Origin of the sequence: Sediminibacterium sp. (genome assembly GCF_051861365.1) — a bacterium.
Taxonomy (GTDB): Bacteria; Bacteroidota; Bacteroidia; order Chitinophagales; family Chitinophagaceae; genus Sediminibacterium.
Window position 1 is genome coordinate 37428 of sequence record NZ_JBHYCW010000025.1, and the last position, 15510, is coordinate 52937.

The window sequence follows — 15510 nt, forward strand, 5'->3', positions numbered from 1 at the left end:
TTTAAACTATTAGTGTTGAGATAAGGAACGTCTTTTCTGCATTAGCTGATGAGGAGTGTAATCATTATCTTTTTCAGGACGCAATAAAATTTCAAGAATAGAATCATGCTTTGAAGGGTTGGACTGTATCATTTCTATGGCTGCGTTTGACTGAGATATTTTAGGTTCTTTTCGAAGCCCATATTCTTTTTGAATCTGTTGGCGTATAGTGAGTTGCTTTAGAGCATGTGTTTGTTGTAATATTTTTTCAATGGTAGCTAAAGAATAACCTAAGTCACTTCCCTTTACGTACATCTTTTTTGAGTCCCGAAAAGCAATACCTCTGCCTTTAATTAGTTCATATCTTTTTGAACGCATTAAGCTTTCAAAATCAGGATAAGATTTGGCTTGCAATAATGAAATTCGGATGTCAGTTTTCATGGATTCTTTTCGACTATCTAAACGAGGAATGGTGTGGCTATTTTTTGGGAGGAAAGTTTTAGGACTTAACACCTGCCGGAGCTTATATTTTTCCTCCATTTGACGACAGTATGCTGCCATTTTTTTATAGTTATTGCTATCGATGAGCGTCTTCCCATCAAAGCCAATTCGATTCACCACCATATGCAAATGCATGTGATTAGTGTCGTTATGTGTTACAGCGATGTACTGGTTCTTTTCAAATCCTAAGGCTCGAGAGCAGTCTTCTGCGATCGCTATAAGGGTAGCATTTTCTGGTTTTTCACCGGGGGATAAACTTAAAATTACGTGCATGACTGGTTTAGCCAATTTGGGATTCAATGCGCGCACTTCATTGAACTGTTTGATAAGCTCTTTGTGATCTCCAAAACACTGGTTATAGTGGATCAATTCTGCTCGTTTTTGAGTGGGTAATTCAAGGTCACCACGCAGCTTATTTTCAAGTACGTAATTGATGCATCCACGAAAGGATTTTCCAATGATAATTTTACCGATCATTTCAGGTGATTTTTGATATCTAAAGCAAGCTGTTTTACCATGGTGCTTAGCTGTTGTAATTGTGCTCTTTCGAGTGCATTTAATTCATCCAATTGGTTTCTTTTTTTTGCGATTTGATTCATGTTGGCAGCAAGGTGATTAAGCGTTCCTGTAAACAGTAAAATCTCTTTGGGGAGGATGATTTTTGGTCTGTCAACTTTGCAGGACAGTCCAAGATTTCTTAAGAATTCAGAAACGGTTAAGCCAGTGAATTTTGCTTTTATCTGAATCGTTTTCTTTTCTAAAATGGAACATTTTACGCCAAGGAGTTGATTACGCTTAATAGGCTTGGCAGGTCTTCCTCCTTTATTTTTGTTAGCGTTTTGTCTCACGGTATCTGTACTCATCACTTCTGTTTTAAAATTTCAAGTATCACCTTTATGAATCCGCCTCTGGCGGATGAGTAAAGCCAGCGTTTCGGTTTAACCGAAACATAGCTGGCTCCTACAATTTTACAGTCGTCTCCCTAGCCTTTGAGATGGTCTATTGATTTCATATTCTTTGATCAGGTATTCATTCAAATCCTTGTGCTTACTGTAAAGCAGACTTTCATCTTTGTATCGACTACTCAGCTGCAACAGCTGTTGAGTAGTTGCCAATCCCATTTTATCCCGATCTAGGAATAGGTAGACCGATTGGAATTGTTCAAGTCTCGGTTTTATTTTTTCTAAAAAGCCAATAGAGTTCAAGACGAGAAAATTGGGCTGTTGATTTGTCAGTAAGGATAGTTTGCCATGATGGATAACTTGGAAAGAAAGGAAGTCGAAAAACCCTTCAAATACGCAAATCTTTTTAGCTTGATTATTACCCAACATGGTAATGTCTTTGGGGCTACTGCTCCCTTTAAAATCAGGGCTGCGTAATTCATACCCTCCGGCACTATTGGGAAAGCCAATTACGGTGTATTTTTTGTCGTATAAAAGGAAGTCAATTTCCTTGCAAAACCGACTTGCGATTTCTACAGGAATTTTTCGAGAATTCAAGTAATGAAATAAGACGGTTGATTGAATAGGTTTTCTCACATCCTGTATATGGATCTTTCCCTTTTCAACAGCTTCTATAATTGGGCTTTCTGCTTTAAGTGAAATTGGCTGGTGAAAAGAAAGTGTTTTTTGTCGGGTAAGCATATCCAAAAGTTCACTCACTGAACATTTGTGATACAGGATGCCAAAGTCTATCACATTCCCTCCTTTTGCAAGCCCAAAATCATACCAGATATTTAATCGCTTATTCACTTTAAATGAAGCGGTCTTTTCTTCCCTTAAAGGTGAACGGTACCAGTAGTCATTATTGCTGACTTTTTGAGGTCGATATCCCAACTTTAAGAGGTAGTCTAGTAAGTCTATTTTTTTCGCGTCTTTGGTCGATAATTTTTTCATACCCTTCATTTCGTTTTTTATACCTTAATTTGATAAAACCTATCCCATTGCTTTTAAAGTCTAGTATTCATACTTGTTTCTTCCTATCATGGAATGGGCATAACATTTACATGCTGTTAAAAACAGTAAAAGCAAGAACATAAAATTTATGATAACTAAGGTTATTCGTTATCTGGATGTATTAACTGCTGAATATCCTGCCACAGAAAAAACACCCTAGACCGTATTTTAAATGGTTTGAGTTTGCCATGTCGGATCCAGTCGTATATAGTGGGTTTGGTCACATTGAACAAAGCACAGACTTCCGCTATTTTATAGAGGGGTTTATAGGTCATGCCTGCTGTTTGATAAGAGGGGGATTCCGTTTTTTGTTTTTCAAGTTGGGTCACTTCTTCTCGGATAATCTGTCGAATCGATTGCCAGAACTTTTCCGGTTCATAGGGGAACAACATGGGGGTTGGTTGCATGCTACTGCTTACATTTTCTTTCATCACTATTCATTTTAGGAGTGCAACCTACTAGAACTAGTAAATGAAAAGAAGCTAAGTATACTTAAACTTTGAAGTGAGACGTTTATACGTCAATCAATGCATATTGGAGCTATTATGTTCGGTTTCTTGCCTAATGGTTGTCAAGTATCTCAAGTAAAAATCAGATCGCGAAAGTGAAGTGCTTTTTTTGAGAACTAGGTGGTCTGTATACTTTCCGATAAAAAATATCCTCTACAAATATGATTATTTATCATATTTTTCGTTCGTAAAATAATAAATCACCACTTTTGGATGTTTATATTGTGGGAAGAAAGTCTTACCAATAATCGGTAATTTTGCAATATGGCAGCAGCGGACCAAATTAAGAGCCTGATCAAATCTTTTGGGGAAGCGGATGAAGCCCGTTTTTATGCTACCGCTATGCAGATTGCTGCTGGTGAGGCAAGGAGCGGACATACTGCGCTTGCCGAGGAGCTGAAAAAATTGATCGACCAGGCCAAATTAGGGCGAAATACTGCACTCGGTGTTGTAAAAAGTCTTCCAGTAAGTGCCTCACAAAGGGAATTAGGGGATCTGCTCGAGCTTATACATCCGTCTGAAAAATTAAAGGAGATGGTCCTTGCCCCAAACCTATCAAAATCTTTAAAAAGAGTTCTTGACGAACAAAAGAAAATTGAGATTCTAAGAAAGAATAACTTGTTTCCCAGAAAAAAACTGCTTTTTATAGGTCCACCAGGATGTGGCAAAACTATGTCTGCAAGGGTTCTTGCAAGCGAACTTGCTATTCCTCTTTTTATCATACGTCTTGATGGTCTCATTAGTAGGTATATGGGTGAGTCAATAGCCAAACTGAGACTGATTTTCGATTCTATGAAACAATTTCGCGCAGTTTATTTATTCGACGAATTTGATAGTATCGGGACCACCCGTTCGCAGGGAAATGAAGTGGGAGAAATTAAACGGGTGCTCAATGCGTTTCTTATGCAGATTGAAAAAGATAGCTCGAACAGTCTTATCATAGCGGCAACCAACTATCCAGATTCGCTAGACAAAGCTTTATTTAGACGATTTGACGATATTATTCAATACCCCCTCCCCACGGTTGAAGAGATATACAAATTATTCAAAAAGGAGTTTTTCGATTTTAAGCTTTCTAAGAAATTCGACCTTCACCGTATCGCTGCACATTCAGATGGATTAAGTTATGCAGATATTCATCGTATCTGTGCAGACACGATCAAAGATTTTTTGGTTTATGGTGCCGAAGAAGCTTCTGAAGAAAAGCTGATCAATTATGCTCTTATGCGTAAGCAACCTTACTAATCTACATGCCTTTATTCAATCACATTTTACTTCCCGGCAGTACCGAAACGCTCCCATTTACAAGTGTAAATCAGGGAAGGACGAAAGTTGTGCCTCGAACAGATCTTGACCCGGCAGTTCATGGACCCGCTTTAAAAAAAGAATTCACTAATGCCGTTACAGAATTTACAGAAGGTGAAGACATGGATTTTGTGTACCTCGTCTTTAAATCACCAAAAGATTTTCTGCTTGATCTTGAGAAGTTAGACAAGAATCAATGTCGCCTAGCATCCCATCGTTTGATTTCAGAAACAGATGATGGAGGTAATGCACATAAAATATATGAAGCAACGGTTTCCTTAAATAAAAAGGCAATCAGTAAATTTTTGAAGAAATTAAAGGAGTATGCAGAAGAACGGACTCCGATAACTTATGAAAAAGACGGCATAACAGTTAAAGGTGGAAATAAACCACTGCATAATTCTCTTTTTGCAAATATTGATCAAATCAGAGCAGCTACTCTTAGAAGTTTCTGGCAGGAGCCTGAACTTTTATTTCCAGAGTTGAATGAAAGCGTCTGGTGGGAGGTTTGGTTCAGCCGTTCGGATGAAACTCCGTCAAATGAATTGGTTCCCATACTCGATCAACTCGTCGAAGCAGGAATCCAGATTGGAGAGAAAAGTCTTGTTTTTCCAGAAAATATTGTGTTACTTATTAAAGGAACACCTAAGCAGCTCAGTTCTTCCTTGCTCTACACCGATGCACTATCTGAACTCAGGAAGCCTCGTGAAACCGCCGACTTTTTTACAGGTATGGATAGAACAGAACAGGCAGGATGGATCGATGACCTTGTTGCAAGAGTTGATCACAGAGGAGAAGAACATGCTGTTTCCGTGTGTCTATTAGATACAGGGGTAAACATTCTCAATCCTTTACTTAGTCCATTGATTCCTGAAACACATCTTGATACTGTCAATCCTGCATGGTCAAAAATGGATACACACGTGGAGGGGCATGGAACTATGATGGCTGGAGTCGCCTTGTATGGAGATTTGATAGAGCCTATGTCATCCGCAAACCCGGTGCAGATATTGCACCACTTAGAAAGTATTAAACTAATCGAACGTAATCACCCACACGCCCCAGAAAATTATGGTTCAATAACAATTGAAGCAGTGAATCGAGCTGCCGTAATGCACGCAGGATTTAAAAGGATGGTTTGTATGGCGGTAACTACGAAAGGTAAACACTACGGGAGACCATCAGCATGGTCGGCAGCTATTGATCAAATTGTTTATGGAGACCCTGAAAATCTCAACACCAATCTTTTATTTTTTATTTCTTCCGGCAATACACCTATTGAAGTTCGCAAGTATTACCCTTTAAGCAACAAAGATCATACAGTCGAAGATCCTGCCCAATCATTCAATTCAATCACGGTAGGGGCATATACACTAAAAGATCAGATTGATCCACTTAAATATCCTCAAACTACAGCCCTTGCACCCAGGGGAGGAATGTCCCCTTGCAATACAACCTCGCATGAATGGGATTCCGACTGGTGCAAGAAACCCGATATTGTATTCGAGGGTGGAAATCAGGGATTGCTTGATGGCGAAGCAAACGATCCTGAATCGTTACAGTTACTCACTACAGCCAAAGGTGGAATCGGAAGACCTTGGTTGAAAACTTTTTCTGAAACCAGTGCTTCAACTGCACTTGCTGCACGTTTCGCAGCAGAACTATATTGTTATTATCCAGCGCTCTGGCCGGAAACCATCAGAGGGTTATTGATACATTCTGCGGATTGGACATCTGCTATGTTACAAAACCGTTCTATTGAAGAATTATCTGCAGATGATAAGGAAAAGCTTTTTTCAACAGTAGGCTACGGCGTTCCGAATATGCAACGTGCCCGTTACAGCGCTAACAATTCGCTTTCTCTGATCGCACAACGGACATTACACCCATTTAAGTATGAAAAGTCTGTTGTTAAATCAGATGAATTTCATCTTTTTGACCTGCCCTGGCCGAAAGATATACTCGCAGGATTATTCGATACAATCGTGACCTTCAAAATTACACTTTCATATTTTATCGAACCAAATCCTGGGACAAGGCAGCTTGAAAAATCAGCAAGTTACCGTAGCCATGGATTACGGTTTAAGATGATCGATGCGCAGGAAGGAATTGAAAAGTTTAAGGGTCGAGTGAGTGCTAGCATGCGAGAAAAGAATGCAGAACAACCTTTTCAAAACGAAGGACAGGAACATTGGATTCTTGGTGAAAGAATTCGAAATAAAGGTTCGATCCACAAGGATATCTGGAAAGGAACTGCTGTGGATTTGGCAGAAAGAAACAAAATTGCAGTTTACCCTATTGGAGGATGGTGGAAGACTAGAAAAAAGCATAAGCGTTACATTCAAAACATATCATATAGCCTTGTAATAACTATCGAAACTCCTTCGGAGGAAACAGATATTTATACTCCTGTTGCACAGCTCATTGAAATTTGATGTTTGCATTTGAGGGTCTTAGGGTTTTTGCGCGATGAAAATAATTAGAAAAAAATTTGAGAGTGTGGCGCTATGTCTGTTAGTGGATGTGACGGATGGCAAGTTTATTATACTGCTCTTGAAGTTTAACATGTCATCCCGTTAGGCGGCTCCGAATTTTGTTACGATACATTTACAGTAAGTTTATCAATTGTAAGTTCCAGCTTCTTCCAAAATCCTGTGACTAAATCTGGCAGCATTTCATTAAACTTTTCTTCATTATTGAAAAAACGGGTTCTGTTTTTATATGAATCGAAATTGCCCTTAGTGTTATCAGGAACAAGAATGAATTTTTCAACCATGATATTCTTCTCGAAAACCTGATGCACCTTCGGTTTGTTTTCAAAGGATGCGTTGTGAATTATTTCGTTTCTGAAACTCAGAATCAGTTTAATATCGTCTGTTCTTTCAAATAAGGTGTTTTCAAAACTGATTTCTCTAATCTTCTTTGCATCGCCATATAAAATACTGTTTGATTTCATGCGAGGGTAATCCGAATAATCGGTCGGTATGTTAGCGAATTCTACAAAAACTTTAGTGATGAAATCAAGCTGACTTGCAAGATTGATGAACAAGTGATTGATCCTTGAAAAAATACCTGTGACAAGCATTCCTGATGCAATCGTTACCATATCGGGTTCCATTGGCTTATCAGAAAGCATAAAAGAATTTTCATTCAATGCTTTATAAAAATCGCAGAAAAGTATTTTCGATTCAACCACTAAATTTTGCAGGGAACCGACAAGGTTGCGGAAGTCGTAATAATAAAGCAGTTTGTGTGTCGATTCAGATTTGTCAGTCTTTACCCAGTTTTCAAACTCTGTTTTTGACACCTTAATATCCGAATCAATCCCTGCATAGGGAAGGGCCATAGAAGTGGCGGATAGCATTTCATAAAATCGTTGAACACTGCCAAACATTTTGTCCGCAAGACGGTGCGTAATGCCAATCAACTTAAAGTCAAGTTCGGATGTATTATCGTTCGCAGTAATCCAAAAGTTGTTTCTCCATTCGGATACAACAGAACCTGGTTTAGGTTCGTTTGACGGGATACCATTAATGTTATAGAATTTGGTCATGGTGCATGTTGAACAGTGCTAAATCTATAAACGAAATATTAGGTGGCAAAGTATTGTAGTGGATGGTAAGTATTGGTAACTTTATATAATGCCTCCATTACGCAAGCCTTGGACCAAATACCGGATAACAGATGATAACCGTGAGCGAACGGATGAGGTGTCGCATGCAGCCCATATTCTGCCTGCTCTTAGAATTATCCGTGACAGAAAGTTGAAAACTGGCTTGGTAACTGAGAGTGTCGTTTTAAAGGAAGAGCGAATTTTAGCCACCTGGTTTTCTCCTAATAGCTGGTTCAACGGATCTCGATATGGTCATGTGTGTTTTTATTATCAGATCGAAAACCTGCTAAAACGGAAACACATGTACTGGGTGGAAGATATGCCGTATCTAACTACCGCCTGCCGCTTACTGGTGACTGCAAATAACTATGATGGCTTACTGAAACGATACGATCCTGCAACGGATGATGGGCCATTCACTTTCGAGGATGATAAATATTTCTGGAACAATAAGGTGAGCTTACAATTAATGTTTGATAGTGCAGTCTCCACCAAGCGCTGCAGCAAGATTGTCCTTACAAAGCATCATTCCCGGTTTTGCTGTCTTGAAAACACCTGCACTGAGAAGGAAAAGGGAATGGCGAAATTTAAAGTTGCGCAATTGCTCCTATCCTATGTGATGGCGAATGATTTTGAATTCGATCCCAATCTATTCTCTTTCGAAGCCAAAGGCATGGGTAAAACCAAGATTAAGCCACAGGCTGTTCTGGAAGAAGGTGTTAATCATATTCTAGCTATCGGCAGCCGAGTAATTTATCAAAATATTTTAGCTGAAGAAGATGAAGACACAATTGATCTGATCACAAAGGCGGCCATGATACATCTTGCCAATAGCGATACGGCTTCTTTTAAAAAGGTAATCAGTATTTTCGATTCTTATAAAACTTTTGAAAACTCCTTTTTATATCTCGTATTTCAACGTTTTGGATTGAGTTCTATTGAACAGTTTAAAGAGTAGACTAAAGCATTTACGCATTTTCAGCCTCGTCAATCTCTGTGTGAAAATAGTAGGCAAGACATAGCTGGTATTTCTCATTTAGTTTCAGTTCTATTTGCCCACCATCAAAAGTCCATGTTCTTCCAGTCCATTCTTTGGCAGGCAATTCTTCATCACCGAGCGGTCCTTTTCCATAATGATCGGGACCCAACTCCATTAACAGATAATGCAAAACTCTTCTTATCTCCATGATAAGACTAGATTTACTTAAATTCAGTAAGGAATTTGAAAAGAAGAAATAATCGCCTTCTACGCTGTCATTTATCCGTGTAAATGTGTCAAAGAGGCCCAAATACATTTGCGGCAGACGAAACATTGCACCCATGCGATTTTCTTCTTCAGACACATCCAGCACTTCAAGATCTTTCCTTGATGCCGCCTGCATCAACTCCCTTATTGTATCCGGTTTCGGCTGATCATGTTCAAGAAAATCCATGAACTCGGCAAGGTTCATTATACGGGTTTTTATATCCCAGAGTGCATACATCACTCTCGTTTTGTTATTGAAATCAACATCTTCACTCACAACGATATCGCATAAGCCTCCAAAATAGCCGTGTCTGCTATCGTTGATAAGATTCATGAGCTTTTGCTTTTTGGGTTTGCCTTTTACGATCCCGAATATTTCAAGTCCCTGATGCATATTCATGAACATCTCGTATCTCGTTTTATTTTCACCTTCTTTCAGCCATATTGTAGAAAAAGAGTCTAAGAAAGCCTGCTTATCAGTTATGGAGTTTCCATCATATCCTTTAATCCCCAGACCGGCATATACATAATCAAGGTGAGATTGAGAATGCAAGTATTGCAGCATCTCTTTAAATTTCTTTTGTTGCTCAGTCAACTCAAATGTGAACCCTGTAAAAATGACCATAAAATCCCAAGCTGTTGCCGGCTCGGTTAACATTGCCAAAAGAGACTCTGGAATAGTACCGCGTATTTTTTCTAAATCTTCGCCAGTCGGCACAACAAAAGGAATAGATTGAAAAATTGGCTTCATCAACGCGAACACACTTTCATCGTCTTCTAAAAAATTTGCTGCAACTGGTGTCCAGTCAAAACTATCATAGTGTTGCCGAGGTGTCCACGGCCGCATTTTGGTTTGCTGATCAAAAATCCAGCAGTGATCGCCTACGATCTGTTCCATAAACTCCATATCAGTCAGCTTTTGATCCGTCAAATCGCGAATCAGATCATAACTATGCGCTTCGGAAAAAAAATAAAAGTTTCGCACCCGGTCTTCTACAATGCGAGACAGGAAACCTTGATTTTCAGGCTTTTTAAGCTGTTGAAGGGTGGATGAATCGAGATAAATTCTCATATTCTTTTCTTTTTAGGATGTTTCTGACGATCTAGTCTCCATGGTACGGTTATATTTGAACACTAATATGCAAAACAACATCGAAAATACACAGCCCGAATTTCCCCTGACAGCAAAAATTCATGATCTGCTTAACAAAAGCAAGTATGAAGAGGCCAGGGAAGTTATCAATACGAGATTGAAAGACTTTTCGGTGGAAACAGCATTGACCATCGAACAGTTAGAATATTACGGCTGTTTAGTGGACCTGGGATGTGAAAGCAATAACGAACAAGACCTTACAAATGCCATTTCCTTCCTCGAAGCCAACCAAACCAGCATTCAACAGATTACGGGAGAATCCTCTTACTATTACAACCTTGCTAATGCGAAGCATGGCCTAGACAAAATCTTCTGGCAAAACAATCCCGGTGTAAAACCAATCGAGACAGGGAAAGAAAGATTTCAGGAAGCAATCAACCTGTATTGGCAGGCTTTCAAGACTGCAGACCGGCAAAATGAAACACTGTATGTGCAGGTGCTTATCAATCTTTCCAATGCACTTACTTACGTGAGCCGGATAATCGAAGCGATTCAGTTTCTGGATGTAGCACTTAATGCTTTTCCTAATCACCCGAATGCACTGCTCTCAAGAGGTGACGCGCTATACTATCTATGTAACTATTTTAACAGCAACGTTACTCTATCTCTTTATCAGCAGATATACATTAACAACGTACAGGTTCAAAAAGGGTTAAAAAAATGGCTTAAATTCAATTTTGTTCACTAAATTTGAATGTTCACTGAAAATGAACAGTTAAGATGAATGAACAAGAAATTATAGAGACAGCCCTCGCCAACCTAGAGGAACATACAGGTATAAAAGGGAAATTCATGCCCCCTATAGACAGGAATAAAGGTGATGGAGAGGTTGAACTGACGCTCGTGGAAACAAAGCAAAGGCTTAAGGTGGAGATCAAGGGAGAAGTGAAGCCCTACCAGTTGCCAAATATTATAAAACAGGCAGCTGGAAAGCCCTTTTTATTGGTCGCCCAGAAGTTATATGGAGCGACAAAGGCAACATTGCGGGAAAAAAAGATCAATTACCTGGATATAGCAGGGAACATTTATTACAAGCACGGGGTATATCTAATACAGGTTGAAGGCAATAAAACGGGGGATGAAAACAAAGTGGCAACCAACCGCGCGTTCACAAAAACGGGCTTAAAAGCTGTCTTTCATTTCCTGCTGGATGAACTCGCGCTTAACAGGCCATACCGGGAAACTGCTCTTATGACGGGAGTTGCATTAGGTAATATTGGTAAGATAGTAGAAGGCCTAAAGGAGGCTGGTTTTATTTTGCAAATGACTGACAGGACCTGTGTACTGAAAAATAAAAAGGGTTTACTGGACAGATGGATCGCAGGTTACCGAGAAACACTAAAACCCAACCTCCATATTGGAAATTTTAAACTGCCACCCGACACCACTACTGCAACTTTGAAGGATCGGATAGGAAGGGATGCTAAAAATACACTCGGTGGTGAACCCGCGGCAGAAATCATGACCGGACACTTACGACCGGAGATTTATACTTTTTATACAGATCTCACCAAACCAGAACTCATAAAAGGTGCCAGGCTGATCCCTGATCCGAATGGCAAAATACAGGTGTTCAAAAAATTCTGGAAGAAGGATTATCCGGTGACAATGGGTGAATATATCGCTCACCCTTTACTAATCTATGCAGACCTTGTGATTACTGATGATCCAAGATGTATAGAAACTGCGCAAATGATTTATGACCAATACCTTAAAAATGAATTTGAGCAACGTTAGGGAAGGTGCATTAAAAGAAGTGTACGATGCAGTGGAAGAAGCTTTCAAGGCCTTGGGGATCGATTATTACCTGATTGGCGCGATAGCGCGGGACACTTGGTATGCCCGCGCAAAAAAGGAGCCCCGCAAAACATTTGATGTGGATTTCGCAGCCCTTGTAGGCAGCAACGCGGAATATGAACAGGTGAAACAATATCTAAAGGATCACAAGCAATATCAGGAAACAAAAGGAAATGCTTTTGTAATGATCGCTCCTTCGGGAATGCAGGTGGATATACTGCCATTCGGGGAAATTGAGATAGACGATGACATACGACTCGAAGGCAATGGGTTAACGACTATCAAAGTCAACGGCTTTAAAGAAGTATATGACAACGGTACGCAAAGTGTTGAGATGGATACGGGGCATACCTTTCAAGTAGCTACCCTTTCAGCAATTGTGATGCTGAAACTTATTTCATACGATGACAGACCTGAGCAAAGACTCAAAGATGCCGGCGATATTGGTAATATTATCATTCATTTTGTTGACCTAGAACCAGACCTCATTTATGCTGAGGAGAATCTGGATTTGTATACAGGTGATGATCCTAATTTTGAAATGTTCAGCATGCAAGGTATAAGCGCAGTTATCATTGGAAGAGAAATAAAAAAAATTATTGAAGGAAATGAAAATCTACTGAACAGAATCCAAGCGATCCTTGTCGATAAAACCGAGAAGCAGGAAAACAGCCCATTTGTGCGCAGGATGGCGGATGAAACTGGTTCGACTGTAGCCGAAGTTATGGATTGGATTGTGGGACTTAAAAAGGGAATGGAAATAGGATAGATTATCCAGATTATTTACAGATAAAAAAACTTAGGCGTTAAAAAATGAAGCTTCCAATTCCTTTAGTTTTTCAATTCCCGCATTAAATTCTAATGCTTCTAAATATTCATAGGTCTCTGCAAACCGGTTTCGAATTTCTGTTATTTTTCTTTCTGACATATTTTTTCTTTTGGCTGTTCCCAAAATCAGTTCTAGATTCTTTTTCAAACTCCCGGAATCAACGCCATATAACTTTCTAAGAAGGTTGGCTGAGTAGTCATCGCATGAAATTTGATTAAGATTATTTGTTTTAGTCAAGACATAAAAGAATAGTGCCAATGAAAAATTGGATAACTGGACATGCCGACATTTTTCGATCTGTTCAAGTTGTTTTTTTTCATACGCTTCTTTAACAGTTTCAAGAAGGGGTAGGTAGGTTGAATTGAATTTGGGGCGGTACTGAAATAGGTACAATCCTAAATAAGCAAGTGGACCTACAAAAAAAAGACTTGCTATTAATACATCAGGCTGTTTATTTTCTCTTAATATCAAAGTGATTCCTACAGACAAACCAAATAGTATTGCAAAATGCTCAAGTACATCTGTATACCAATAGCGGGATATCAGTTGCTGACGGGTTGCATTGGTACTCCAGTTGTCTATTTCAGACAGTCTCTTGTGATGGGTTTGAGAAAACTGTAAACTGATTTGTTGAGCTTGCAGGTGTGTATCAAATGTAAGAAAGGCAATCGCTCTGTTCATAAAGTCTTTCATCACTTATCCTTTCTTTAAAATTACAATAGGCTACTAAAAACTTATATAAACTTTGGTATAAAAAAATGCAAAAAAGTATTTCTGTTTATTTATCTTTATCGAAATAGATAGTTCTTATAAAAAAGAAAGAATTGCGAACGTAATTCGTGGAGTCGGTATTTTGCAGCACTTAATAAATTGATAATCAATGGAGGAAATAGATAGTTCAAATCCCTTCCTCTCTGCAATAACAAAAGTCAACTGCATTCAAATTCATTCAAAACCATGATTTACATGGTTTTTTCCTTTTCTGACCTATCAAATTCACCATTCTACCTCAAAATTATCTGTCTTAATCATTGTCCTTTTTGCTCTGAAAAATTAGTCAACGATTTCCTGTTAAAGTATTGGTTATTAGTCTATTATTGAGTATCTTTTGTACACTACAAACCTTAATCGTTGTCTGTGAAATCTGCAATAATTAGCCGAAATACATTTTCAATTTTGTTCTTTATCCATCGAGGAAAAACAAACAAAGAAAAACACCATCCAATTTATTGCCGCCTGACTGTACAGGGCAAATCAAACGAGTTCTCAACTCAAATTTGGGTAAACAATGAAAAATGGAATCCAACTACTCATAAAATTCTCGGAAAGAATGAATTTTCCAAAACGGCTAATCAAACATTAGAGAACCTCAAAACAAATATTTTAAATATCCGAACAGATTTACAATCTAAGGGGCATCATATTACTTCTGAAATCGTCATCAATACTTTACTAGGGAAAATCGAGAAGAAATATACATTACTTGAACTTCTTGAATACTTTAATGAAAAGCGTGTTAAACCATTAATAGGAAAAAGTTATGCTGCCGGAACATATGAGCGTTACAAAACCTCAAAAAGCCATGTATCAGATTTTATAACCTACTCCCGTAAAAACACTAATCTATTTCTAACAGACCTAAACTTTGCTTTCGCTACTGAATACGAGTTTTATTTAAAAACGATCAAAAAGTGTTCTCATAATACCGCATTGAAATACATTAAAAACCTGAAAGCAGTTATAAATTTTGCGGTACAAAATGAATGGTTAAGTAGAAATCCTTTTGAAAAGTATAAGGGAAAGTTAGAGCGAGTTGATAAAGAGTACTTAACTGAGCATGAGTTAAACACTGTTCGTGTTAAAGAATTTTCAACGACACGACTAAGCGAAATTAGAGATGTGTTTGTTTTTTGTTGCTATACAGGATTGTCGTATTCCGATGTTGCTAAACTGAATAAAAATAATATTGTTATTGGAGTCAATGGTGAACCCAAAATTTCAATTAAAAGAACAAAAACTGAGGTTACCGCTAATATCCCTCTATTATCAATTGCTTTGGATATTTTAAAAAAGTATGAGTACGATGAGTATTGTATTTACAATAATAAATTACTGCCTGTTAAAAGCAATCAAAAGTATAATGAATACCTAAAGGATATTAGCGATTTATGTCGATTGAATAAAAAAATCACTTCACACACTGCCAGACACACATTTGCAACTTTAATGTTAACGAAAGGAGCGAGTATTGAATCAGTTAGTTCTATGCTTGGTCATACAAATATCAAAACGACACAGATATATGGTAAAATTCTGCAAGAAAAAGTATCTGTAGAAATGTTGCGTATTGAAAATCAATTAAGGGCTGTATAAATGGCAGTTTAGTTACATTTTCTTAGTTCAATTAGTCGTTGCTATTTTTTCCATTTCGGATATCGATTAATATTCAGTTTTGAAATACTCGAATTTTCAATTCCCCGATAAATACTTATTAATGTGCGAATTGTCAATAGTGGTTGGGCGGGTAAAAAGTTCTTTACACTTTTTGTAGGCTCCCCCAAAAAGTTGTCCATTCTTGGTTAGAGTTAACGGGAAAAAGCTTGTTAATTTTAAACTTTGAAAG

14 protein-coding genes are annotated in these 15510 nt (G+C 38.3%); 7 read left to right on the forward strand and 7 right to left on the reverse strand.

Annotated features, from left to right (window positions below; all coding sequences use genetic code 11):
- Window positions 1-9 precede the first annotated feature (9 nt).
- The 4 genes from ACTIEV_RS11690 to ACTIEV_RS11705 form a co-directional block, all read right to left on the reverse strand.
- The gene (locus ACTIEV_RS11690; protein WP_439516511.1) at window positions 10-957 is read right to left on the reverse strand and encodes a relaxase/mobilization nuclease domain-containing protein; all 948 of its coding nucleotides are present in this window, start codon (window positions 955-957) and stop codon (window positions 10-12) included.
- A complete protein-coding gene (locus ACTIEV_RS11695) occupies window positions 954-1343 on the reverse strand; it encodes a plasmid mobilization protein (protein WP_439516512.1) in 390 nt (129 codons plus the stop codon). Before ACTIEV_RS11695 ends, ACTIEV_RS11690 begins: the two co-directional genes overlap by 4 nt.
- 105 nt (window positions 1344-1448) lie before the next feature.
- On the reverse strand, window positions 1449-2375 hold the full coding sequence (locus tag ACTIEV_RS11700) for a toprim domain-containing protein (protein ID WP_439516513.1): 927 nt from the start codon (window positions 2373-2375) through the stop codon (window positions 1449-1451).
- A gap of 161 nt (window positions 2376-2536) precedes the next feature.
- The gene (locus ACTIEV_RS11705) at window positions 2537-2866 is read right to left on the reverse strand and encodes a helix-turn-helix domain-containing protein (protein WP_439516514.1); all 330 of its coding nucleotides are present in this window, start codon (window positions 2864-2866) and stop codon (window positions 2537-2539) included.
- A gap of 342 nt (window positions 2867-3208) precedes the next feature.
- Between ACTIEV_RS11705 and ACTIEV_RS11710 the strand changes: the two genes are divergently transcribed.
- Window positions 3209-4189, forward strand: coding sequence for an AAA family ATPase (locus ACTIEV_RS11710; protein WP_439516515.1), 981 nt, complete (start codon window positions 3209-3211; stop codon window positions 4187-4189).
- 5 nt (window positions 4190-4194) lie between these two features.
- The gene (locus tag ACTIEV_RS11715; RefSeq protein ID WP_439516516.1) at window positions 4195-6684 is read left to right on the forward strand and encodes a S8 family peptidase; all 2490 of its coding nucleotides are present in this window, start codon (window positions 4195-4197) and stop codon (window positions 6682-6684) included.
- 161 nt (window positions 6685-6845) lie between these two features.
- Here ACTIEV_RS11715 and ACTIEV_RS11720 read toward each other — a convergent pair whose 3' ends face one another.
- Window positions 6846-7802: a hypothetical protein gene (locus ACTIEV_RS11720; protein ID WP_439516517.1), complete on the reverse strand. Its 957-nt coding sequence runs from the start codon at window positions 7800-7802 to the stop codon at window positions 6846-6848.
- Between the two features lie 88 nt (window positions 7803-7890).
- On the opposite strand from ACTIEV_RS11720, the gene ACTIEV_RS11725 reads away from it, so the two are divergent.
- Complete coding sequence (locus tag ACTIEV_RS11725; protein ID WP_439516518.1) at window positions 7891-8820, forward strand: hypothetical protein; 930 nt, start codon at window positions 7891-7893, stop codon at window positions 8818-8820.
- 10 nt (window positions 8821-8830) lie between these two features.
- Here the strand turns inward: ACTIEV_RS11725 and ACTIEV_RS11730 are convergent, their stop codons facing one another.
- Window positions 8831-10180, reverse strand: coding sequence for a hypothetical protein (locus ACTIEV_RS11730; protein ID WP_439516519.1), 1350 nt, complete (start codon window positions 10178-10180; stop codon window positions 8831-8833).
- A 67-nt stretch (window positions 10181-10247) separates the two neighbouring features.
- Between ACTIEV_RS11730 and ACTIEV_RS11735 the strand changes: the two genes are divergently transcribed.
- Genes ACTIEV_RS11735 through ACTIEV_RS11745 form a run of 3 tightly spaced genes read left to right on the forward strand, consistent with a single transcriptional unit; the run spans window position 10248 to window position 12827 of the window.
- Window positions 10248-10949: a hypothetical protein gene (locus ACTIEV_RS11735; protein ID WP_439516520.1), complete on the forward strand. Its 702-nt coding sequence runs from the start codon at window positions 10248-10250 to the stop codon at window positions 10947-10949.
- A 32-nt stretch (window positions 10950-10981) separates the two neighbouring features.
- A complete protein-coding gene (locus ACTIEV_RS11740) occupies window positions 10982-11998 on the forward strand; it encodes a type IV toxin-antitoxin system AbiEi family antitoxin (protein ID WP_439516521.1) in 1017 nt (338 codons plus the stop codon).
- Window positions 11961-12827, forward strand: coding sequence for a hypothetical protein (locus ACTIEV_RS11745; protein WP_439516522.1), 867 nt, complete (start codon window positions 11961-11963; stop codon window positions 12825-12827). The genes ACTIEV_RS11740 and ACTIEV_RS11745 overlap by 38 nt, the downstream gene beginning before the upstream one ends.
- 30 nt (window positions 12828-12857) lie before the next feature.
- On the opposite strand, the gene ACTIEV_RS11750 is transcribed toward ACTIEV_RS11745, so the two are convergent.
- Window positions 12858-13580, reverse strand: a complete 723-nt coding sequence (locus tag ACTIEV_RS11750; protein WP_439516523.1) for a hypothetical protein — start codon at window positions 13578-13580, stop codon at window positions 12858-12860.
- Between the two features lie 444 nt (window positions 13581-14024).
- On the opposite strand from ACTIEV_RS11750, the gene ACTIEV_RS11755 reads away from it, so the two are divergent.
- The gene (locus tag ACTIEV_RS11755) at window positions 14025-15260 is read left to right on the forward strand and encodes a site-specific integrase (RefSeq protein ID WP_439516524.1); all 1236 of its coding nucleotides are present in this window, start codon (window positions 14025-14027) and stop codon (window positions 15258-15260) included.
- The last annotated feature ends 250 nt before the right edge of the window (window positions 15261-15510 follow it).

What these genes read in the sequence shown, in the direction of transcription:
- ACTIEV_RS11710 (WP_439516515.1), top strand. Translation starts at nt 3,209, where the DNA reads ATGGCAGCAGCGGACCAAATTAAGAGCCTGATCAAATCTTTTGGGGAA.
- ACTIEV_RS11730 (WP_439516519.1), bottom strand. Translation starts at nt 10,180, where the DNA reads ATGAGAATTTATCTCGATTCATCCACCCTTCAACAGCTTAAAAAGCCT.
- ACTIEV_RS11695 (WP_439516512.1), bottom strand. Translation starts at nt 1,343, where the DNA reads ATGAGTACAGATACCGTGAGACAAAACGCTAACAAAAATAAAGGAGGA.
- ACTIEV_RS11735 (WP_439516520.1), top strand. Translation starts at nt 10,248, where the DNA reads ATGCAAAACAACATCGAAAATACACAGCCCGAATTTCCCCTGACAGCA.
- ACTIEV_RS11720 (WP_439516517.1), bottom strand. Translation starts at nt 7,802, where the DNA reads ATGACCAAATTCTATAACATTAATGGTATCCCGTCAAACGAACCTAAA.
- ACTIEV_RS11725 (WP_439516518.1), top strand. Translation starts at nt 7,891, where the DNA reads ATGCCTCCATTACGCAAGCCTTGGACCAAATACCGGATAACAGATGAT.
- ACTIEV_RS11745 (WP_439516522.1), top strand. Translation starts at nt 11,961, where the DNA reads ATGACCAATACCTTAAAAATGAATTTGAGCAACGTTAGGGAAGGTGCA.
- ACTIEV_RS11690 (WP_439516511.1), bottom strand. Translation starts at nt 957, where the DNA reads ATGATCGGTAAAATTATCATTGGAAAATCCTTTCGTGGATGCATCAAT.
- ACTIEV_RS11750 (WP_439516523.1), bottom strand. Translation starts at nt 13,580, where the DNA reads ATGAAAGACTTTATGAACAGAGCGATTGCCTTTCTTACATTTGATACA.
- ACTIEV_RS11705 (WP_439516514.1), bottom strand. Translation starts at nt 2,866, where the DNA reads ATGAAAGAAAATGTAAGCAGTAGCATGCAACCAACCCCCATGTTGTTC.
- ACTIEV_RS11715 (WP_439516516.1), top strand. Translation starts at nt 4,195, where the DNA reads ATGCCTTTATTCAATCACATTTTACTTCCCGGCAGTACCGAAACGCTC.
- ACTIEV_RS11700 (WP_439516513.1), bottom strand. Translation starts at nt 2,375, where the DNA reads ATGAAAAAATTATCGACCAAAGACGCGAAAAAAATAGACTTACTAGAC.
- ACTIEV_RS11740 (WP_439516521.1), top strand. Translation starts at nt 10,982, where the DNA reads ATGAATGAACAAGAAATTATAGAGACAGCCCTCGCCAACCTAGAGGAA.